The organism is Poseidonibacter lekithochrous, from assembly GCF_013283835.1.
Taxonomy (GTDB): domain Bacteria; phylum Campylobacterota; class Campylobacteria; order Campylobacterales; family Arcobacteraceae; genus Poseidonibacter; species Poseidonibacter lekithochrous.
Genome location: NZ_CP054052.1, coordinates 3,147,323 through 3,168,932 on the forward strand (window position 1 = coordinate 3,147,323; position 21,610 = coordinate 3,168,932).

Consider the following 21,610-nt stretch of genomic DNA (forward strand, 5'->3'; position numbering starts at 1 on the left):
ATTATTTATTTTAAAGGCTACATATGCAAATAACAAGTAACACAAAAGCTAGTGGTATTTATGGTTCTCATACCCAGAAAGAAACAAATAAAATTTTTGACGAAGACCTAAAAAATACTTCAGAAAATGATATTAATGAAGTAAAAAATAACAATAATGGTAAATTCGTAAGATATTTAGAACATCATAATTCATTTAAAGATATTAATTCTAATGATTTATCTTTTTTCAAAGAGATTTTATGGGACAATAAAATTACTGATGAAGAGTATGAAAGTATTCCATATGAAAAGTTAGACTCTTTTAATAAATTTATCACTCTACCTAAAAGTTTTGATACAAAAGATATTCCTATATTTCTTAGTGAAAAATCTTTTCATTTAAATACAGCATATAACTATAGTGACGACTTAGATTTTAATAAGGCTTTATACAATACATACAAAGACTTATCACTTGAAGATATTTCTACACTATTTTTTGAATTAAATGCAAATATTAAACAAGCTAAAAAAGGAGAGGTTGTATCTATATTATACTTTACTGATATATATACTGAGAAACCAAAAAGTGATAATCTAGAATATCAAGTAGATTTTACAAAACTTCTTACATCAATAATAGATCAGTCACAAGAACACCTAAATAGTCCTACAACACACCCTGAAATAAAAAAACAACTAGAGAAAACAAAAGAATTATATTCAACTTTATTTGACAATTATAAACAAGTAAAAACTGAAACAAGATTAGATGAAGAAAAGCAGGAAACTAATAAAATAAATAGTAATTCTTTACAATATAATAGATTTTCATATATGAGACTTTAACTAAAACTTAATGATTTAGTACTAAAAATACTGTACTAAAGCCATATAAAAAATCGTTCCTGCAAAAATAGAAATCAAATAGTTTTTTAAAGTTATATGTAGTAATGCCGTAAAAGCAATACCACCTACTTCTTTTAATCCATAAGGAGCAAGTGAGAAGTCTACATCTTTTACAGAATAAACTATAAGAATAGTCATAATAACTGCGGGAAAAAATCTTTCAATAAATACCACATAAGGTGGTAAGTCATTTTTTCTGAAAAATAAAAATGGGAAAACTCTCGTAAAGTAGTTAACTACTGCCATAATAACAATGGCTATATATATTTCATAACTACTCATTTTCAACTCTTCTTTTAAAAGTAAACATTAGTATTAGTGAACCTATAATTGATACGATTAACATCTTATCACTTGGTACAAAACAAAGTGCTAAAAATGATGCAACTCCACCTATTATAAAAGGTACTGCATTTTGTAGGTTTTTATATTGTTCAATACATAAAACTACGAAAAGTGCTGTTAATGAAAACTCTAAACCAGCTGTATTAAACTTAATATTACTTCCTACAATTGCTCCTAATGTTGCTCCTGTGAACCAATATGATTGATTAAAAGCTGTTAAAAAGAAGTAATACCATCTTTTTTTTAATTGCTCATCATCTTTTATAGTTGTAAGAAGTGCGTATGTTTCATCTGTTAAACCAAAAATTAAATATGGTTTTAGTTTTCCAGTTTTTTTGAATCTTTTAAGTAGGGATAAACCATAAAAAGATTGTCTAATATTTATAAACCAAGTTGCAATTGCAATATCTACAAATCCAGCTTTCGCATTAAAAAAGTTTATAGCAACAAATTGCAAGGCACCTGCATAAATAAAAAGACTCATAATTGGAGCTAAATACCAAGGATATTCAAAAGATACCAACAATAATCCAAAAGCAAAACCTAAAACTCCATATCCCATCATAACGGGAATAGAAACTTTAAATGCGTGTTTTATTTCTTTTTCATATTTCACTAAAAAAGTTACACTTATTACTTGAATTTTTTGTTATTTGGATTACTTTTGAAAACATTCATTGAATTTTTCTTTGTATCTTTGTTGAATTTATCAACAGTCGCAACTGAATTAAGATATAAAATCGATTCATCAACAACAACTTGAAAAATTGAATGAAGAGGAATTTTCACGTTTGAGCCGAAGTTTTCACTACCAAAACCAGCTTCAAAATGAAGACAGTCATCTTTAATTTCTACTGTTGTATACGTATAGTTTTCTAAAACAAAAAGTGTAAACTTTGGTAATTGTTCCTGAATAGTTGACGGTAATTCCGGATTAAATACAACTGGTTCAATATTTGCTGTAACTGAAAAAGTATGGTTATTTTCTAATAAATACTCTATTGTTTCTTGTACTTGTTTTACAATCAAGTTTTTGTAGTTGTTATTTTCAATAATATCTGTAATCATAATAATTAATACCTATTTTAAAATTTAATTGGTATTATAACTTATGAAACAGATTATTTTGCTTATTTTTATTATTTTTAGTTATACCAATGCTTATGAATTTAAACTAAATAAAAAAGACATATCTTATATAAAAAACTCTCCAGATAAAACTTTTATAGTAAATAGACTAAAAAAATATCAATACCTAAAGAAAAAAATAGTCAATTATGAACTATATAGAAAACTGTCACATATGAATGTATTTTTAAATAAAATAAGATCTAAACTTGATGTACCAAGTAAGGGTTTAGGTGACCATTGGGCAACACCAAAAGAGTTTTTAATAGGTGGTCATGGAGATTGTGAAGATTATGTAATTGCAAAATATTTTTCACTATTAGAACTAGGTATTAAAAAAGAAAAACTATATTTTTCTGTAGTTGATATAAAAGGTCAAAGCCAAGCTCATATGGTTTTATTATATCTAGAAGACAAAAGTAAAACTCCCCTAGTTTTAGATAATCTAAGCTCAAAAGTTTTATCTTTAAAAATAAGAAAAAAACTACAACCTAGGTTTGCTTTTAATGAAATTGATTCATATAAATTAACAAATAAAGGTTTTACTAAAAAAGTTAATATCAACTGGGGAAAAGAAGATAAATGGAATAGACTTTTAAAAAGAGTTTATGAAAAAAACGAATAATCTTTTATTTCATCAAAATCAATCATTGCATTCATAAGTGCTAATTTTGTAGATTTTTTTAACATTTCAACTGTTATATCTTTTTCTATTATTACTCTCTCTTCAAGTAACCTAGCTCTTGTAGTTCCATATAATAAAGGTAGTTTAGGAGTAATCCACATATTTTCATAATATATTGCAATATTTGCAATACTTGTATCACTTAATAAATCATTTTTAATAATTATGATTTCATCACATGATTCTTTTTTTTCATATAATTCATCTAATTCACTCCTATCAAAATACTTTTTTGAATAATCAATATTATTGTCATATATTAATTTAAAAGTTTTGATTTCTTTTTTTTTATAAGGGAAGTATTTCACATCTAAAATACCAGAATCATCATAAACTAATTTACATCGTAATAATTCACTATTAATAGGATATATATACTCTTGTAAGTTTAGATTCATAGCTATAGTATTAGCAACTCTTTTATTATGAAATTCTAAATTATAAACCTCATAATCATCACATTTTATTGTTTCAAAAAAAACTTCTTTATTCAATATTACTTCTTTTATTAATGATTTAAATATAAAAGATATAATAACAAAACTTTAGTTTAAGGCATATTCATGAACAAAAAATATCAGCTGATTGTTGATACATATGATGATTTTTCAAAGACTTATAAATCAGCTTTTATTGGTATTCCTAAAGGCTTTGGAGGCTTAGAAGAAGATTACTTTGGAACACTTAAAAAATTCAAAAAACTATATCCAAATTTTAAAGCAAAAAACAAAATCCCAACGGTACTATTTATGCACGGTTCTGCTGGTCTAAACAAAGGTGTTAAATATAGAGAGTGGATTGTAAAAGAAGCTAAATTTATATTTTTTGCACCTAATTCTTTTATTGTAAAAAATAGACCTACCTATGAAACACCAACAAAACTAGCAAATTATGAAAAAGTTCATAAATTCAGACAAGCAGAGATTCATTATAATTTAGAGAAACTTCAAAAAATTTCTTTTATTGATATTAACAATATTTTTTTAATGGGTAATTCAGAAGGTGGACTTGCAGCTGCTTCTTTTAAAGGAAGAGAATTCAAAGGTAGAATTATCACAGCTTATTCATGTGAAAACTCATACTATTCTAAAAACTTTGAAATTGGAGCTAATAAAGATGAACCATTTCTAAATATCATTGGAACACATGACCAATATTTTGCAAATGAAGCAAAAGCCACAGAAGACCATGAAGTACAAGGACATTGTACAAAAGCTTTGATGAAACATAAAAATGCAAAGGTTATAATTCTTCCTCAAACAAAACACGATATTACTACTAATATCTATGTTAAAGATGACATTATAAACTTCTTAAAATTTTGGAGTAAAGAGAAATAATCTCTTTACTCTTAGACTTATTTTACAAATACTTGTGCTACATCTTTTGCATATTGAAGCTCAGTTGTAATACCAACACAAGAACAATTGATTTCAGATAAAACATATTTATCACTTCCATCTTCATTGTAATCTAAAATATAATCCATAGTCCATAATAATGGGAAATTTTGACCTGCTAAAAATGGTTTTAAATCTTGTAGACCTTCCATTGTTAAAGATACAACATCTTTCCATTTATTCTCTTTTGGAGATTCATACTTATATTTAGCTCCTGAAAATAGTGTAGCTGAGAATTCACCTTCTTGAGGTTTTTTGTGAACAACTGAAATAGCTTTATCATTTACTAATAAAACTCTAATTTCACCCTCTTTAATTCTCTCTAAATATCTACATCCAACAAAACCTGTTTTACCTTGGAAATATGCAGCATATTCACTATCTTCTTCAAAGTTCTTTTCAAATTTAGAAATAAACTCATGAATATCATCATAAAAATACTTCTCATTATTTACAGCTTCTGTTGAAATAATAGAACCATCTTCTTGTTCCCTTACTAAATATACACCCTCACCTGTTGAGCCATAATTTGTTTTTAGTACTCTAATTCCATGTTTTTTTAAATCATCTGGAAATTTAGAAGCAAAGTCTGAGAATTTGTGATAGAAGTAAGATTCATCATCACCTAAATTTGTGCCTTTTAATTTGGCTAAGATATCTTTAAAATCTAAGTTAATCATAACATCAGGATGAGTATGAATTTCAATTCCAGTATCCCCTAAGGCTTTTAGAAATTGAAAATATTCATCAACTTGTTTCAAGTTACCTGGGTTGATTCTAGAAATTACAGCATGGGCATTTTTCTTCAAGTACTCTAATAATTGATATTTTTTATTTGGTTTAAAAAATACAATTTCAGTCCTAAAAGAAGTTGCTTCTTCAATTGCTCGTAATATTGGTTTAGAATCTGGTCTAAATCCATCAAAACCTTTGTCGCTACCCTTAGCGTACTCAATAATAAAAATCGTTTTTTGTGTTTTCATTACGTAATCCTATGTTAAAATAAAACATAATAATAAAATTATTTGATTACAAAAAGGTTACGTTAAAGAAGATGATAAAAATTATTTTATATATTTAAACGGTAACCAATTCCAGAAATATTAACAATAAAAGTTTTGAAAGTTTTTTTACGTAAATCTCTTATAAGGGATTTAAAAGCACCTGCTGATACTTCATTATTCCAAATATGATATTCTATTTCTTCATAAGGAATTATTCTATGTGGATTATTTATAAAAAGATTTATTAATAAACTCTCTTTTTTATTTAAAACATATGATTTATCTTCTTTTATAATACTTTGAGTTTCAAAATTAAAAAAGATTCCTTTTGATAGTTTCACATTACTATAAATTCTTCTCTCTATAATTTCCATTGCTTTTTGTAAAGCAGTAGTAAGTAGTTCATCACTAAAAGGTTTTACAATATATTTACTAAGATATAATTCCATTAAATCAAGAATATATCTATTTTCATTGTTTTTAGTAAGAATTATAAATGCAGTTTTTATATCTTCACATCTTATCTCTTTTAGAAACTCAACAAAAGAGTTATCTTCAAAGTCACTATCTATGATAATTAAACAAGGTGAATATTTTTTATATTGATTTTTTGATTCTTCTGCATTTGAAGCATAAATGACTTTATTCACAGTTTTTTCTAAAACCATATTAACTCTATTTATATCTTCTTTATTTTCATTTACATACAAAACTAATAAATCATCTAACTGCATTTTATAACCTTATATAAGTTCTAATATTTTCTTTGTACTCTGTACTTTTGCATAAGCAAATTGTAGTGCTGACATAAATGAAGCATGTACCATTTTTGAAGGAACTTTTACCCCATCAAATTCTAAGGGTAAAGTAGCACAAGAATCATGAGCAACAAAACAATTATATCCATAATCACTAGAAGCTCTAACAACAGCATCAATACACATATGTGACATTGCTCCAACAATTACTAAATTCTTAGTATCCATCTCATCTAAAACTTCTTTTAAATTAGTATCAATAAAAGAGTTTACTTTATGTTTTAGAATCACTTTTTCACTATTTAGAGGTAATAAGTTTTTATATATCTTAGCGCCTTCTGTATTTTGAGCGAAAAAAGGAGCATCATCTGATAAAAATTCATGTTTTACATGAACAATATTCATATTTTTTTCTCTGAATTCTTTTAATAAAAGTGAAGCATTATCAGCTGCATCTTCTGTATTATCTAATTTCCATTTGGCATCTTTGAAACTTGGGAAATAGTCATTTTGAAAGTCGATTAATAATAAAGTTGTATTTTCCATATTTATTCCTTTTATTTTTGTTAATAAAATTATATAAATATATAGAAGGAAAAAAGAAGGATTAATTAAAAAGGTAAATAGATTTTATCTAGTAATTCTTGGTATTCAGCATTTACATCAGAGTCACAAGTGATTCCACCACCACTTTTGTAATACTGTTCTTGTTTTTCATTCTCTTCAATAAATCTAATCATTACAGCAGAATCAAAAGACTTACCATCATAAACTCCAAAAATTCCTGTATAGAAGTCTCTATCATAGTTTTCACTCTTCTGTAGTAATTCACAAGTTTTTTTCTTTGGAGTTCCAGTAATAGAACCTGCTGGAAGCATTTTTGTAATAATTGTTCCTATATTCTCTAACCAATTATCTTCTAAATGACCAGATATTTTAGAACTTACTTGCAGTAGTTTTTTATCACCAGCGTTAATTTTATCAATATATCTAAACTTCTCTACTCTAACTTTAGAAGAGACAATACCCAAATCGTTTCTTAATAAATCTACAACCATAGTATGTTCAGCCATCTCTTTTACATCACCTAAAATCTTAGCTTGTGCATTTGGGATTTTACTATCGATTGTACCTTTCATAGGATAGGTATATATTTTATTTTTTTTAATCTCCACAAATCTCTCAGGTGAGAAACAAACAAAATTATCATTATTGTTTTTATATCTTAGTTTGAATTTTGCATTAACCTTTTCATAAATTTCATCAAGGCTAAAATCTGTTTTGATTTTTGTTTTTGCTGTTAGATTTAAAAGGTATGTATTTCCACTTCTAATTTCTTCTTGTAAAAAATCAAACTTCTTTTTATACTCACTAAAAGTAATAGGAAATTTTTCAACTGTAGTTTTATGTTTAATTTTAGAAGTAGTTTTTGAATTGATTTCATATTTGATATTTTCAGGAAGTGAAGATAGTTTTTCAATATGAAATTTTGTAAAATTGTAAGATACTATAAAGAAAAATGGCTCGTTAGACGAGCCATAATTATTTAATTTTTCTTCAATAAGTTTTTTGTTCAAGATATTAAATATTTTCTTTTTATTGTTTAATTAATTTTTTAAGTATTGCCATTCTTACAACAACACCATTTGTAACTTGCTCTAATACTTTATTTCTTGGATCTACTAACATTTCATCAGAAATATCAACATTTCTATTTACTGGACCTGGGTGTAATAATAAAATATTTCTATCTCCAAATGTATCTTTTGTGATACAGTAATCTTTTGCATAATCATTTAAAGATTGGAAATAAATTTCATTATGTCTTTCAAGTTGTGTTCTTAAACTCATAACAACATCAACTTCATCAATAATCTCAGAAATATTATTGTGTTGTTTATGATCACTTGATTCATGTTGGAAACACTCAGGTGCAACAAAACAAACTTCCATACCAAATCTTGGAAGAAGTTTTCTATTTGATCCTGCAACTCTTGAAGTTCTTACATCTCCAACAATTGCAACTTTTTTACCATCAGTTTGACCATCAAAGTGTTCAACAATTGTAAATAAGTCTAATAAAGCTTGTGTAGGGTGCGCATGTTTACCATCACCTGCGTTGATAATTGGACAATCAACGTGATTTACTAATGTTCCAGGTAATCCACAATCACTATGTCTCATAATAATTGCATCAGGTTTCATTGCATTAATATTTGCAACAGTATCAAAAATAGTTTCACCTTTTGATCTAGATGAAGTTCCTACATCTAAAGATACTATTTCAGCTCCTAATCTTTTTGCAGCTATTTCAAAGGCACTTCTAGTTCTAGTTGAGTTCTCAAAGAATAGAGTAACAATAATTTTACCTTTTAAAACATCTCTTGTTTTCATATCCAAAAATTCTCTAGCATCGTTGAAAAGTTCTAAAATTTCTTCTTTACTAAAGTCTGCTGTCCTAATTAAGTGCTGCATTTTTTCCCTTTAATTTTAGTTTGGATTTTAGCAAAAAGCTCTTTAAAATATAGACTTTTTATGTATAATACAAAACTTTATTTTTGGACAATAATTAAATGAAATATCAAATTTTACTACTACCTATAATTATAATGTTTTTTGCAGCCTGTTCTGTAAAACCCCTAGAACCCGTACAATATGAATTAAACAAAGAAGAAATATCTTTTGTAAATCAAATCAAACCTATTTTAGATAATAGATGTGTTTCTTGTCATTCTTGTTACAACTCACCTTGTCAGTTAAAACTATCTTCATATGAAGGATTAAAAAGAGGTGCTTCAAAAGAAGATATTTATGCAAATAGATTAAGTGCAAGTGACCCTACTCGGCTTTTTGTAGATGCGATAAATGAAAAACAATGGAGAGAAAAAGATTTTTATTCTGTTACGCAAGATTTAGAAAATACTAATGAATCAATAATGATGCAATATCTATTTCAAAAGATTGAAAATCCTGAGATTATTGGAAAATATTCTCCTGAAAAAGATGAATTATCTTGTGTACAAGATAAAGACGAATTAGAAGAGTATTTTGAAGATAATCCCCATAAAGGGATGCCTTATGGTTTTCCAGCACTAAAAAAAGAAGAATACAATCTTTTAATGACATGGCTTAAACAAGGAGCTAACAGTGATATTGAAAAGATCAAAACGCCAACAAAAGAAGATTTTTTAATCTCAAAATTTGAGAGTTTTTTCAATAAAAAAGATATTAAGTATAAAGTAAGTGCTAGATATATTTATGAACATCTATTTTTAGCCCACATCTCTTTTGATGATAATAGTGAAAACTTCTATGAGTTAGTAAGATCAAGAACTCCTAGAGGGCAAAAAGTAGAAGTTATTCCTACAAGATTTCCTTATGATGAAATAAAAGAACCTTTTTATTATAGATTCCAAAAAATCAAATCTACAATAGTTCATAAAACTCATATGGTTTATAAGATGAATGGAAATAGACTACAACGATATAAAGATTTATTTATAAAACCAAAATGGGATATACAGCCATACTTAGCAACTTATGATAAAAATGTCGTTGCAAATGCCTTGAAAGTTTTTGAGCAAATTCCTGCAAAAACTAGATATGAATTTTTATTAGATGATATTCACTATATTATTATGACTTTTATTAGAGGTCCAGTTTGTAAAGGACAGATAGCATTAAATGTAATTCAAGATCATTTTTGGGTTATGTTTTTAGATCCAAAATATGATGCTTCATTATTTGATAGATATTTTTTACATGACAATATTGAAAATTTATCAGTACCAAATCAACTAGGAGATAATCCAAATATATTAAAAACTTTTAAAATATTAGATAATTATGATTTAGCAAAACAGTACAACAAAAATAAATCTGATGTTTATAAAAAATATTATCCAAATGGTTTGCCACTAAAAGCTTTATGGAAAGGTAATAGTTTTGATAAAACTAAAAATGACTCAATGCTTACAATTTATAGACATTTTGATTCAGCCTCAGTTCATAAAGGCGCATTAGGTGATATTCCTAAAACCCTATGGTTAATTGATTATCCATTATTAGAAAGAATTTATTATTCATTAGTTGCAGGATTTGATGTATTTGGAAATACTCCACATCAACTATTAGTTCGAAAACATATGGATAGACTTAGAATTGAAGGAGAAAGTAACTTCTTAGAATTCTTACCAAAGAGCAGTAGAAAAGAGTATTTTAATTCTTGGTATCAAGGCTGGTTAGCTTCATATTTAAGTGTATATAATCCAAGTGAACTAAAAAGTAATATCTCATATGATTCTTCTAATTATAAAGAAGAGTTTGTTTATAAAGCTTTTGATTATCTAAAAATCAAAAAAGACCCTATTAATTTTTTAGGAAAAAACTATAAACAAAGTGCAATTAAAAAAGAGTATAAAACTAAAAAAGAGATAGAAGAAACACTAAAAACACTAACCTTAGCTAATAGCTCAGAGTTTGTTAGGCAATTTACAGACTCAGAGTCAAATCTTGGATATTTAAGAATAAAAATGAACAATAAACAAGACTTAGTTTATACAGTTTTAGTAAATAGGTGGCATAACAATGTTGCTTTGTTATTCGATGAAGAATCAAGGCTAGATAGTTCAAAAGATAGGTTTAATTTTATTGAAGGATTTGTAGGTTCATACCCAAATGTATTTATTGAAGTTAAACAAGATGATTTAAGTGATTTTTTTGATTTATTAAAAAACTATCAAGATACACCAAATCACTTACAAAGAATTCTAAAATACTCAATCAATAGAGCAAATAAAGATTTCTGGGATAAGTATGATTGGTTTGATAAAGAGTTTAAAAAACAAGACAAATTAAATTATGGGATATTTGACTTGAATCGTTATATTAGTGAGGCTATTAATTAATAGTGGTTAATATAGCGTTTAAATAATTTTGATATAATCCCATTTAATATATATAAGTAAAAATATTTTAGGAACACAATATGATTGAACAATTAGATAAAGAATATGTACTACAAACTTACCCAAGAAATTATGTAAATTTCAAAAGAGGAGTTAACGCTACTTTATTTGATGAAAATGAAAAAGACTATATTGATTTTACTTCAGGAATTGGAGTTGTATCTGTAGGTCATGGTAATGAAAGTGTTGCAAAAAAGATATATGAACAAGTAAGTAATATTACTCATATTTCTAATTTATACGCTATTGAACCTCAAGCAAAACTTGGGGAAAAAATAGCAAAACTTTCAAAAATGGATGTTGCCACATTTTTCGCAAATTCAGGAGCAGAAGCAAATGAAGGAGCTATTAAATTAGCTAGAAAATATGGAGAAACTAAATTTGATAACAAAAGATATAAAGTTATCACATTAGAGCATTCATTCCATGGAAGAACAATTACAACAGTAAGAGCTACTGGTCAAGAAGCTATGCATACAGATAACTTCTCACCATATCCAGATGGATTCTCTTATGAAAATGAAATTGCTAATATTTATAAATCAATAGATAATGAAACAGTAGCAGTTATGATTGAACTAGTTCAAGGTGAAGGTGGAGTTCAACCTCTTGATAAAAAAGAGGTTCAAGATTTAGCAAAATTCTTAAAAGAAAAAGATATTTTATTAATCATTGATGAAGTACAAACAGGTGCATACAGAACTGGTGAGTTCTTAGCAACTAACCTTTATGATATTCAACCTGACATTATTACAATGGCAAAAGGTTTAGGTGGAGGAGTTCCTATTGGAGCTGTTATTACTACACATAAAGATCTATTTACTTATGGTGACCATGGTTCTACTTTTGGTGGTAACTACTTAAGTACTGCTGCTTCATTAGAAGTATTAGATATTTTAGAGAGAACTAAAGATTCAGGGGAATTAGATAAAACTATTTCATACTTTGAAAATAAAATTGGATCTTTATTCCAAAATAATAAAGAGATTTTTACATCAACAGTTGGAATTGGTTTAATGAAAGGTCTTAGAGTAAAAGATGCTGATACATTAGCTTCAATTCTAAAAGAATCATTTGAACAAGGTGTTTTATTATTAAGAGCTGGGAAAAATACATTAAGAATGTTACCTGCTTTAACTATTACAAATGATGAGATTGATGAAGGATTTAAAAGGTTAGAAAATGCACTTTCTAAAATCGCTAAGTAAACTACTTTTAGGTAGTTTACTTCTCTCAAATCTACAAGCTTCAAACAATTTTGATGAAGAAATATTATCAGATACAAGAAAAAAGACTTTTGATTTAAATGAAGAACAAATCAAAGAAGATAGTCTTAAACTAAAAAAAGATTGGATTAACCCAATTAATCTACAATATACTAAATATCTTGGTGAAGATTATAAAAATGAAAAATCATTAATCAGTATTAACCAACCTATTTTTAGAAGTGGTGGAATTTATCAAGCTATTAAATATGCTGATTCTACTTATGATTCATCATCTATTCAAATAAATCAAGAAAGAAAAAAGTTAATAAAAGAAGCTATTAATTTTTTATACTTAATTGAGAAAACAAATCTAAATATTAAAAAAACTAAACTTTCTGTTTTAAATGCACAAATTGATGTGAATAGAAAAAAAGAACAAGTACTTAATGGCTTTTTAGATAGTTCTTTTTTAGATAATGCTTTATTAACTCTAAATGATTCAAAACAGTCTTTAATTACATTAAAGTATCAAAAAATTGAATATATTAATAATTTCAATAATATTTCATCAAAAGATTATTCGGAATTTGAATTACCAAAATTTGAGTTCTTCGATGAAAAAGAGTATATACAAAGAAATATTGATTTAGCAAAAGCTAAAGCAGATATTATCAAAGATGAAAACTTCAAAGCTATTACAATTGCAAAATATTTACCAAGTGTAAATGCTTTTTATAACTATTCAAAAAATCATTATACAAATGGTAAACCGGGACTTGAAAACTCATATGAGCAAGATTTCGGACTAACTGTTACCTTACCATTAGATAGTAGAACTTTTAATGATATTGAAAGTAAAAAGATTGAAGCATTAAAATCTAAACTATCATATAAAAATAAAATTGATGATGAAAAAACTTTTTATAAAAATCAAGTACAAAAAGTAAACATGTTAGAAGAAAGAATAGCTATTACAAAGGAAGATTTAGGGCTTTATAACTCTATTTTAACTATTATTAAAGAAGAAAAAGAAGCACAGCTAAAAACACAAAGTGATTTAGACACACTTCAAAACTCGCAAAAAATAAAATCTTTAGATTTAAAAATATTTGAGATTGATAGACAAATGGAATTATTGGAGTTATACGTAAAACTAAAATAATATCTAGTTGTAGGAGAAGGTAATGCAAGGAAATAAAAATTTTACTTTTTGGATTATCTTCCTCCCCATTCTATCCATCATATTAACCTCATCAATACTAACTTATAAATTTATATCCTATGAAAAACATGAAGCCCAAGAAGAGGCTATTAAACTTGAAAAAAGATTTACCCAAAATATAAAAAAAAGAATTCAAAATAGAATCAATAGAGTAATAAACCTAATTGAAACAAAAATTCAAATTACTAAAGATGAAGAAAAGAAAAATGTCAAAAATATAATCCATATTGGTTATAAAACAATAGAAGAAACATATCTATCAAATAAACATCTACCTTATGATGAAATAATTAAAATAATTAGACAAAGACTAAAAAACCTAAAGTTTTACAGTAATGAAAGTGGATACTTTTTTATACTAAATTTAAATGACTTAGTTCTAATGCATCCACAAAAGTCAGAACAAAATAAAGTAGTTACAAATCTTCAAGATAAAAAAGGCAAATACTTTATTCAAAGTTTTAGAAATATTGCTAATTCCAAAACGGGAGAAGGCTTTGATACTTGGTATTGGAAAAAACCAAACACAAGTAAAATAGCAGAAAAGATAGGTTATATAAAAGTATTTAAACCTCTTAATTTATATATTGGTACTGCTAAATATAAAGAAGATATTGATAATAAAATCAAAATGGATGCTTTAAAATTAATTAATATTATTAAATATGACAAAGATGAATATGTATTTGTTATAAATAAAAAGGGAACAACTCTTGCTCATATAAATAAAAACTTTATAAATACTCCTATTTCAAAACTTACAGAAATAGAACAAACAATCATAAATAATATTCTAAAAAAAGCAGAAAAAAAAGAAGGTAACTTTATAGAGTATATACCTACTAGCCATAACATAAATAAAAATCTATCAAAAAAGATATCTTTCGTAAAAACAATTCCTAGTTTAGACTGGATAGTGGGAACTGGTCAATATACAACTACTTTACAACTTGAACTTGAAAAAAGGAAAAAAGAGCTAACTCAAGAATTAACTCACACAACAAATGATATTTTAATTATCTCAATTGTAATAACTATGGTTCTAATTATAATACTTACTTCTATTTCAAGAAATCTACAATCTAAATTACGTGATTATGAATATCAACTAGCAAATAAAAATCAAAGTTTAAAAGAATTAAATGAAAGCTTAGAAGAAAAGGTAAAAAAACAATTAATAAAAACACGTGAAAAAGAAGAGTTACTGCATCAACAATCAAAACTAGCAGCTATGGGAGAGATGATTGGAAATATTGCTCATCAATGGAGACAACCCCTGTCAACTATCTCTACAGCAGCATCTGGAATGAAGATGCAGAATGAAATGAATCTATTAACAGAAAAAGAGATGAACCGTTCTCTTGATGCAATTGTATTTAATACAAAAGCCTTATCTCAAACAATTGAAGACTTTAGAGGTTTCTTTAAAAAAGACAAAGAAAAAAGTTTATTTAGAATTGATAAGACTATAGAGAAAGTAATTTTATTACTCTCTGCTAGTTTAACAAATAAAGAAATTACTATTGTAAAAAACTTATCAGATGATGAAATATTTAATCTAGGAAATGAATTAATGCAAGCCCTATTAAATATAATTAATAATGCTAAAGATGCCTTATTGGTAAATGAGATTGAAAATAAGTATATCTTTATTACAACATCACTAAAAGATGACAAACTACATATAGAAATTAAAGATAATGCAGGAGGGATTCCTCTTGAGATAATGCATAAAGTCTTTGAACCTTACTTTACTACAAAGTTTAAATCACAAGGTACAGGAATTGGTTTATATATGTCAAGAACTATTATTGTAAATCATATGAAAGGTAAAATTGAAGTATCTAACTCTACTTTTACTTATAAGGGAGAAAAGTATGAAGGGGCATGTTTCGATATTATTCTAGATAAAAAGAGTTAAACTCTTTTTATACTATTTTTTTGGAAGATTTAAATAATACTCTATCTCTGATGGAGTTAAAATTTTAATTGTATTTGTACTTCCTGGCATACCTACAGGATAACCTACTGTTGCTACATAAGTTTCTGTTTTATCTAATGCACCTTTATCATCTAATTGTTTTAACATCTTTTGGAACATTCTAGAGGCTTGAGCTTCTTTAATAGTACCAATTGGAGTTACACCCCATACTGAAGTTAAAGCACTTAAGATTTTCTTTTTATGTGTAAAGGCTAAAATTGGAGTTCTTGGTCTATATCTAGACATTTTAATAGCTGATTTTCCAGAACTTGTTAAGGCTAAAATACCTTTTGCTCCTAAGTCATCTGCTAGTCTAGTTACTGTTGCTTGAATTACATCGAAATGATCAAGATAATCTAATTTGTCTTGTTTATCAAAACTATAAATATCTTCTGTTCTTGAGATAATATTACTCATTGTATCTACAACATTTACAGGATCTTCACCAACTGCACTCTCCTCAGAAAGCATAACAACATCAGTACCATCTAATACTGCATTTGCAACATCAGAGATTTCTGCTCTTGTAGCTCTTTCATTGTGAGTCATTGATAAAAGCATTTGTGTTGCTGTAATTACAGGCATACCTTTTATATTTGCTTTTTTAATTAACATTTTTTGAATTGTTGGTACATCATAATATGGAACTTCAATACCAAGGTCACCCCTTGCTACCATTAAACCATCACTATGTTCAACAATATCATCGATATTCTCAACTGCATCAAACTTCTCAATTTTTGCAATTAATTTACCTTTATATCCATTAAGAAGTTTTCTTGCTCTTTTCATATCGTTTCCATTTTGAACAAATGAAATAGCAAAATAATCTACTTGGTTCTCAACACCCCAAGCAATATCTTCTTCATCTTTTTTTGTAATTACATTAATGTCAATTACAGTATTAGGGAAGTTTACACCTTTTCTTGAAGATAAGATTCCATGATTTTCAATTCTTGCTTTTACTTCATCATCTGTTTCGATAACTTTAGCTCTAATTGTTCCATCATATAAATAGATAAATTCACCAACTTGAACTTTATCTAGAATACCTGGGTAATTAATAGAAACAACATATTTTTTATCTGCTTCTTTATATCCAACAATTTCATCTTTTAAGAAAGTAATTACATCACCTCTATGAAGTTCAAATGGCTCTTTTAAATCCCCTACTCGCACCTTTGGTCCTGAGATATCTTGTAAGACACCTACAGTTTTATCCAAGTTTTTCATTGCAGTTCTAATATTACTTAGTGTTTGACTGTGATATTCATGGCTTCCATGTGAAAAGTTTAATCTAAACATGTTTGCACCTGCTTTTATTAATCCTTCAATGGTTTCAATGCTATGGCTTGCTGGGCCTAAAGTTGCTAAAATCTTTGTTCTTTTTTCCACAGTTACTCCTTTTTTTCTAGTTTTATTATAACACAAATTTATTACATATTAATTACTGTTTTAAACACAATTATTTCACGACTCTTTGTTAATCTTATTATGTTAAAATAAATTATTAGTTAACTTAAGAAAGGTTTATAATGAAATTCATAAATTTAAAAACAATCATATCTTCTGCTTTAGTAGCAACTCTTCTTGTAGGCTGTGCTTCTTCAAACACGAATCAAACAGTAAATGATAATCAAAGAGCAATTATAGGTACAACAGTAGGAGCCTTAGCTGGTATTATTCTAGGAAATAATGTTGGTGGTGGAAGTAAAAGTAGAAACAAAGTAGTAGGTGCTGTTGCAGGTGCTGCTATTGGTGGATATATTGGATATAAAATGGATCAACAAGCAAAAGAGGTTGCAGATAGTTTAAATACTACTGTTAATAATGACCCAAATGCAGTATTAGATCCAAGCCAAGACTTAATTGTATCACATACAGATAATTACGTAAAAATCATCTTTAGAGATGCCATGATGTTCCAAACAAACTCAGCAGTTCCAACAGCAAGTGCTAGTGCTAAAATTGCTAAAGTTGGAGCAGTATTAGAAAAATATCCAAATACTTTAGTTCAAGTAGTAGGACACACAGATAGTAGAGGTTCATATACATATAATAAAAATTTATCAGAAAAAAGAGCTTCTAATGTAGGAAATACAATCTTTGCTTCAGGTGCTAAAAATCAAATTTTCTCAAGAGGATGTTCTTTTGATAAACCAGTTGCACCAAATTCAGATGCAACAAATATGGCATTAAATAGAAGAGTAGAAATTTTCCTTTACCCAAATCAACAATCAGTAATTGATACTTGTAAATAAAAAGAGCAATCTTTTTATTTACACACTATTTTACATCTTCAAATCAACTTTTTGATACAATGCCTTTATGAAAAGATTTAATCAATATTTTAATGACTGGCTTTATGGAAAAGAGGGTTATTACTCAAACTATAAAGAAATTGGAAAAGATGGGGATTTTTATACCTCTGTTTCAACAAGCTCTTTTTTTGGAGGAACAATTGCAAAAAAGATTGTTAATTCAATTGAAGAAGGTTTCTTAGACAAAAACACTACTATATTAGAAATTGGTGCACATCATGGTTATTTATTAGCAGATGTTATTCAATTTATTTATACTTTAAAACCTGAACTTTTAAGTACTCTAAACTTTGCAATAGTGGAGAGATTTGAAAACTTACAAATTCAACAAAAAAAATATATAAACGAATCATTTGGTGATGTGATTAAACTAAAACACTACAATGATATTAAAGAAGTAAAACTAGATAGTGCATATATCTTAGCTAATGAAATTTTTGATGCTTTTGATTGTGACTTAGTATATACAAATAGTGAGAACACTTTGCAATATGCAAAAGTAGAAAATCATAAAATTAATTTTGTTGATTGCAAAGACAATAATATTATAAATCACTGTAAAAAATATGGTATTACTAAAGGTGAAGTTGCTTTATCTTATAAAGATTTTGTAAATACTATATGTCAGAATTTTAAAACATTTGAGTTTTTAACTTTTGATTATGGAGATAGATATCCTAGAAATGATTTCTCTGCAAGAGTATATGAAAAGCATAATGTATTTCCTATTTTTGAAGAAGATTTAGACTTAGAGTCTTTATATAAAAAATCAGATATAACTTACGATGTTCACTTTAATTATTTAAGTGACTTATTTAATAATAACAAAATCAAATCTCTTAAATTTAATACACAACTTAAGGCTTTAGTTGAGTTTGGTATCTTAGAATTACTAGAAATACTTAAAGCTAATGTTGATGAAAAAACATATTTAAGAGAGACTCAAAAAGTAAAAATACTATTAGAACCTACTGGTATGGGTGACAGATTTAAAATACTAAACGTTAGAAAATAGTTTATTTTTATATTAATTAGTAATATTTATCAAAAGAATAATGTTACTAATTAATTTTTATTTTTCGCAACTTTACTTATTAAAAGCCTAAACATAGGGAAATATGATATAATTTTGTATGAAAAGCTATAACTATACAATTACCGATAAAACAATAAGTAATATTATTGACTTCGATTTTTTCAGAAATAATAAAAATGTATTAATACAAATTTTTTGTGGCCAAGGCAAAAATACATTAGAATCTATTACAAAAAATATCCTAAAAGAATTACCTCAAGGAATTTGTATTGGAAGCACAACTGATGGTGAAATTAATAATCATAAAGTTCAAACAAACTCTACAATAATAACAATATCAGTTTTCAATGAAACAAAAGTAGAAATAACTTATTCCCAAAATGAATCTTCTTTTAAAAGAGGTAGTGAAATTGCTAACACTTTAATCAAAAGTAATACCAAACTTTTAATACTTTTTACTGATTCATTAAATACTAATGCAGAAGAGTTTTTAAAAGGTATTGAAGCTATAAATAATAAAGTAATGGTATGTGGTGGAATGGCTGGAGATAATGGAGAATTTACTAATACTTATATCTCTTGTCAAGATAAAATCTTTAATAATGCAGCTGTTGCTGTTTCATTAAGCTCAGATTGTCTTAGTGTTCAAAACGATTATAGATTTAATTGGTCTGATATTGGAATTGAACATGTTATTACAGAAGTTAAAGATAATAGAGTTTATGAAATTAACGGCACAAAAGTTCTTGATTTTTATAAAAAATATTTAGGAGAAGATATTCAAAATACTCTTCCTCAGTCTGCAACATCTTTCCCTTTATTACTTAGAAAAAACAATGAGTATTATGCAAGAGCCTTAGTTAAAATTGATGAAGATGGTTCTTTTAAATACAGTGGAAACCTAAATAATGGAGATAGAGTTAAATTTGGTTTTGGTAATGCGGAGATGATTCTAAAATACCCTATTATTCCAAATGAAAAGGATTATTCAAATACAGAATCTTTTTTTATCTATTCTTGTATGGCAAGAAGAAGATATGTTCAAGATATGATTCAAGCTGAGAATCAAGCTTATGCAAATATTACTAATACATCTGGAATGTTTACTTATGGGGAGTTTTACCATGAAAAAGGTAAAAATAAACTACTAAATCAAGCTCTAACAGTTGTAGCATTAAGTGAAAACGACAAATCTGAAAAAAACAATCTTATTCAAGAATCAACATTAAGAAAAACAAATAATGAAGCAAGAACAATTCAGACTTTAACACACTTAATTGAACAATCATCAAAAGATCACGATGAACAATCTAATCACCTAGAAATTGAAAAAATCAATTCTCAAATGTTAGTAACTTCACAAAAAATATTTTTAAGACATGCTGTACATGAAACAAATACTCCTATTTCTGTAATTATGAGTAATATTGAACTTTTTGAAATGGAATATGGGAAAAATCATTATTTATCAACAATTGAAGTAGCTTTAAAAAATATCTTTAATATCTATGATGACTTATCTTATCTAGTAAAAAAAGACCAAGTTGAATATCCAAAGAATTCTATTGATTTAGTTGATTATACAAGGTCAAGAATTGAGTTCTTTGAACAATCAGCAAAACAAATAGGTTCACAAATTAAATTCTTTAGTGATCAAGATACTTTACATTTTGATTTTAATGAAACAAAACTACAGAGAATTATTGATAATAACCTTACAAATGCAATTAAATATACAGAAGAGAATTCTAATATTTATATCACATTAAAAAAAGAGTTAAATGCTTATGCTTTAATCATCTCTTCTTGTTCACAATACATTAAATATCCAGAAAAGATTTTTAAAGAGTATTATAGGGAAGAGACAACAAGTGAAGGGTTTGGACTAGGACTTAGCTTAGTAAAAAGAATATGTAATGAAGAAAATATAGAAATTTCAATAGATTCAAATGAGTACTATACATCATTTAGATATCTATTTAAGATGGAGAATAAATGAAAATCTTACTTTTAGAAGATGATGTAATGTTAAATAGAGCAATTACTAAATATCTACAATCAACTGGACATGAAGTTAGAACTGCAAGGGATGGAAATAATTGCCTTAGAATTTTAGATCAAGAAAGTTTTGAATTATTAATTTTTGATATTAATGTACCTGATTTTAGTGGATTTGAAATATTAGAAATATTACACGGTAAGAACATAATTATTCCAACTATTTATATCTCAGCACTTGTAGATATTGAAGATATTTCAAGAGGTTTTGAGCTTGGTTGTTATGATTATTTAAAAAAACCTTTCCACTTAAAAGAGTTGTCATTAAGAATTAATAAAATTATGCAGTCACAAATACTCCCAAATAAGAATAAAATTTTGTCAAAATCTTACTCTTTTAATCCAAATAATCTAACTCTTTTGTATAATAACGAAACTCATTCCTTACCAAAAAGACAGATACAAATTATTCAACTACTTGCAAAGTTTAAAAATTCTGTTGTGAAATATGATACATTTAGAGAATTTGTATGGAATGATGAAGTTGATAATGCCACAATTAGAGCCGAAGTAAATAGAGTAAAAAAAGCTTTAAATGAAGATTTTATTACCAATGTTCGAGGTGTGGGATATATGATTGAATACGAAAAAGAAAGTTAAAGGTAAA

The 21,610-nt window shown here is 26.7% G+C and carries 21 protein-coding genes; 11 read left to right on the plus strand and 10 right to left on the minus strand.

The window, feature by feature from the left end:
• The first annotated feature begins 23 nt into the window (after nucleotides 1-23).
• Nucleotides 24-830, plus strand: coding sequence for a hypothetical protein (locus ALEK_RS15240; RefSeq protein WP_071627565.1), 807 nt, complete (start codon nucleotides 24-26; stop codon nucleotides 828-830).
• Between the two features lie 21 nt (nucleotides 831-851).
• Here the strand turns inward: ALEK_RS15240 and ALEK_RS15245 are convergent, their stop codons facing one another.
• The 3 genes from ALEK_RS15245 to ALEK_RS15255 are packed head-to-tail and all read right to left on the minus strand — an operon-like array spanning nucleotide 852 to nucleotide 2,303.
• Nucleotides 852-1,172 (minus strand): branched-chain amino acid transporter permease, encoded by a 321-nt coding sequence (locus ALEK_RS15245; RefSeq protein ID WP_083574678.1) that lies wholly within the window; start codon nucleotides 1,170-1,172, stop codon nucleotides 852-854.
• Entirely contained in the window at nucleotides 1,165-1,851 is a 687-nt protein-coding gene (locus tag ALEK_RS15250; RefSeq protein ID WP_197950304.1) for an AzlC family ABC transporter permease, read from the minus strand. The genes ALEK_RS15245 and ALEK_RS15250 overlap by 8 nt, the downstream gene beginning before the upstream one ends.
• Before the next feature lie 17 nt (nucleotides 1,852-1,868).
• Nucleotides 1,869-2,303 (minus strand): hypothetical protein, encoded by a 435-nt coding sequence (locus tag ALEK_RS15255; RefSeq protein WP_071627563.1) that lies wholly within the window; start codon nucleotides 2,301-2,303, stop codon nucleotides 1,869-1,871.
• Nucleotides 2,304-2,346: 43 nt separating this feature from the next.
• On the opposite strand from ALEK_RS15255, the gene ALEK_RS15260 reads away from it, so the two are divergent.
• Nucleotides 2,347-2,988 carry a transglutaminase-like cysteine peptidase gene (locus tag ALEK_RS15260; RefSeq protein WP_071627562.1) on the plus strand — a complete coding sequence of 214 codons (642 nt, stop codon included), beginning with the start codon at nucleotides 2,347-2,349 and terminating at the stop codon, nucleotides 2,986-2,988.
• Here the strand turns inward: ALEK_RS15260 and ALEK_RS15265 are convergent.
• The gene (locus ALEK_RS15265; protein WP_071627561.1) at nucleotides 2,970-3,542 is read right to left on the minus strand and encodes an aminotransferase class IV family protein; all 573 of its coding nucleotides are present in this window, start codon (nucleotides 3,540-3,542) and stop codon (nucleotides 2,970-2,972) included. The genes ALEK_RS15260 and ALEK_RS15265 overlap by 19 nt on opposite strands.
• A gap of 69 nt (nucleotides 3,543-3,611) precedes the next feature.
• On the opposite strand from ALEK_RS15265, the gene ALEK_RS15270 reads away from it, so the two are divergent.
• A complete protein-coding gene (locus ALEK_RS15270) occupies nucleotides 3,612-4,388 on the plus strand; it encodes a hypothetical protein (RefSeq protein ID WP_071627560.1) in 777 nt (258 codons plus the stop codon).
• A 17-nt stretch (nucleotides 4,389-4,405) separates the two neighbouring features.
• Here the strand turns inward: ALEK_RS15270 and ALEK_RS15275 are convergent, their stop codons facing one another.
• From ALEK_RS15275 to ALEK_RS15295, 5 genes are all read right to left on the minus strand, one after another.
• Complete coding sequence (locus tag ALEK_RS15275; RefSeq protein WP_071627559.1) at nucleotides 4,406-5,431, minus strand: Cj0069 family protein; 1,026 nt, start codon at nucleotides 5,429-5,431, stop codon at nucleotides 4,406-4,408.
• A gap of 86 nt (nucleotides 5,432-5,517) precedes the next feature.
• The gene (locus ALEK_RS15280) at nucleotides 5,518-6,186 is read right to left on the minus strand and encodes a response regulator transcription factor (RefSeq protein ID WP_071627558.1); all 669 of its coding nucleotides are present in this window, start codon (nucleotides 6,184-6,186) and stop codon (nucleotides 5,518-5,520) included.
• 9 nt (nucleotides 6,187-6,195) lie between these two features.
• Nucleotides 6,196-6,756 (minus strand): cysteine hydrolase family protein, encoded by a 561-nt coding sequence (locus ALEK_RS15285; RefSeq protein WP_071627557.1) that lies wholly within the window; start codon nucleotides 6,754-6,756, stop codon nucleotides 6,196-6,198.
• Nucleotides 6,757-6,821: 65 nt separating this feature from the next.
• Nucleotides 6,822-7,787, minus strand: a complete 966-nt coding sequence (locus tag ALEK_RS15290; RefSeq protein WP_071627556.1) for an aminodeoxychorismate synthase component I — start codon at nucleotides 7,785-7,787, stop codon at nucleotides 6,822-6,824.
• A 19-nt stretch (nucleotides 7,788-7,806) separates the two neighbouring features.
• Nucleotides 7,807-8,685: an aspartate carbamoyltransferase catalytic subunit gene (locus ALEK_RS15295; protein ID WP_071627555.1), complete on the minus strand. Its 879-nt coding sequence runs from the start codon at nucleotides 8,683-8,685 to the stop codon at nucleotides 7,807-7,809.
• 98 nt (nucleotides 8,686-8,783) lie between these two features.
• On the opposite strand from ALEK_RS15295, the gene ALEK_RS15300 reads away from it, so the two are divergent.
• From ALEK_RS15300 to ALEK_RS15315, 4 genes are all read left to right on the plus strand, one after another.
• Nucleotides 8,784-11,117: a fatty acid cis/trans isomerase gene (locus ALEK_RS15300; RefSeq protein WP_071627554.1), complete on the plus strand. Its 2,334-nt coding sequence runs from the start codon at nucleotides 8,784-8,786 to the stop codon at nucleotides 11,115-11,117.
• An 80-nt stretch (nucleotides 11,118-11,197) separates the two neighbouring features.
• Entirely contained in the window at nucleotides 11,198-12,385 is a 1,188-nt protein-coding gene (locus ALEK_RS15305) for an aspartate aminotransferase family protein (RefSeq protein WP_071627553.1), read from the plus strand.
• Complete coding sequence (locus ALEK_RS15310; protein ID WP_071627552.1) at nucleotides 12,360-13,547, plus strand: TolC family protein; 1,188 nt, start codon at nucleotides 12,360-12,362, stop codon at nucleotides 13,545-13,547. The genes ALEK_RS15305 and ALEK_RS15310 overlap by 26 nt, the downstream gene beginning before the upstream one ends.
• A 22-nt stretch (nucleotides 13,548-13,569) precedes the next feature.
• Nucleotides 13,570-15,528 carry a sensor histidine kinase gene (locus ALEK_RS15315; RefSeq protein ID WP_071627551.1) on the plus strand — a complete coding sequence of 653 codons (1,959 nt, stop codon included), beginning with the start codon at nucleotides 13,570-13,572 and terminating at the stop codon, nucleotides 15,526-15,528.
• Between the two features lie 12 nt (nucleotides 15,529-15,540).
• Here the strand turns inward: ALEK_RS15315 and pyk are convergent, their stop codons facing one another.
• Entirely contained in the window at nucleotides 15,541-16,983 is a 1,443-nt protein-coding gene (pyk, locus tag ALEK_RS15320; protein WP_071627550.1) for a pyruvate kinase, read from the minus strand.
• Between the two features lie 140 nt (nucleotides 16,984-17,123).
• Here pyk and ALEK_RS15325 point away from each other — a divergent pair, with 140 nt between their 5' ends.
• The 4 genes from ALEK_RS15325 (at nucleotide 17,124) to ALEK_RS15340 (ending at nucleotide 21,603) form a co-directional block, all read left to right on the plus strand.
• Nucleotides 17,124-17,849: an OmpA family protein gene (locus ALEK_RS15325; RefSeq protein WP_071627549.1), complete on the plus strand. Its 726-nt coding sequence runs from the start codon at nucleotides 17,124-17,126 to the stop codon at nucleotides 17,847-17,849.
• 67 nt (nucleotides 17,850-17,916) lie between these two features.
• Nucleotides 17,917-18,924, plus strand: a complete 1,008-nt coding sequence (locus ALEK_RS15330; protein WP_071627548.1) for an SAM-dependent methyltransferase — start codon at nucleotides 17,917-17,919, stop codon at nucleotides 18,922-18,924.
• Nucleotides 18,925-19,042: 118 nt separating this feature from the next.
• Entirely contained in the window at nucleotides 19,043-20,944 is a 1,902-nt protein-coding gene (locus ALEK_RS15335) for an FIST N-terminal domain-containing protein (RefSeq protein WP_071627547.1), read from the plus strand.
• Nucleotides 20,941-21,603, plus strand: coding sequence for a response regulator transcription factor (locus ALEK_RS15340; RefSeq protein WP_071627546.1), 663 nt, complete (start codon nucleotides 20,941-20,943; stop codon nucleotides 21,601-21,603). Before ALEK_RS15335 ends, ALEK_RS15340 begins: the two co-directional genes overlap by 4 nt.
• The last annotated feature ends 7 nt before the right edge of the window (nucleotides 21,604-21,610 follow it).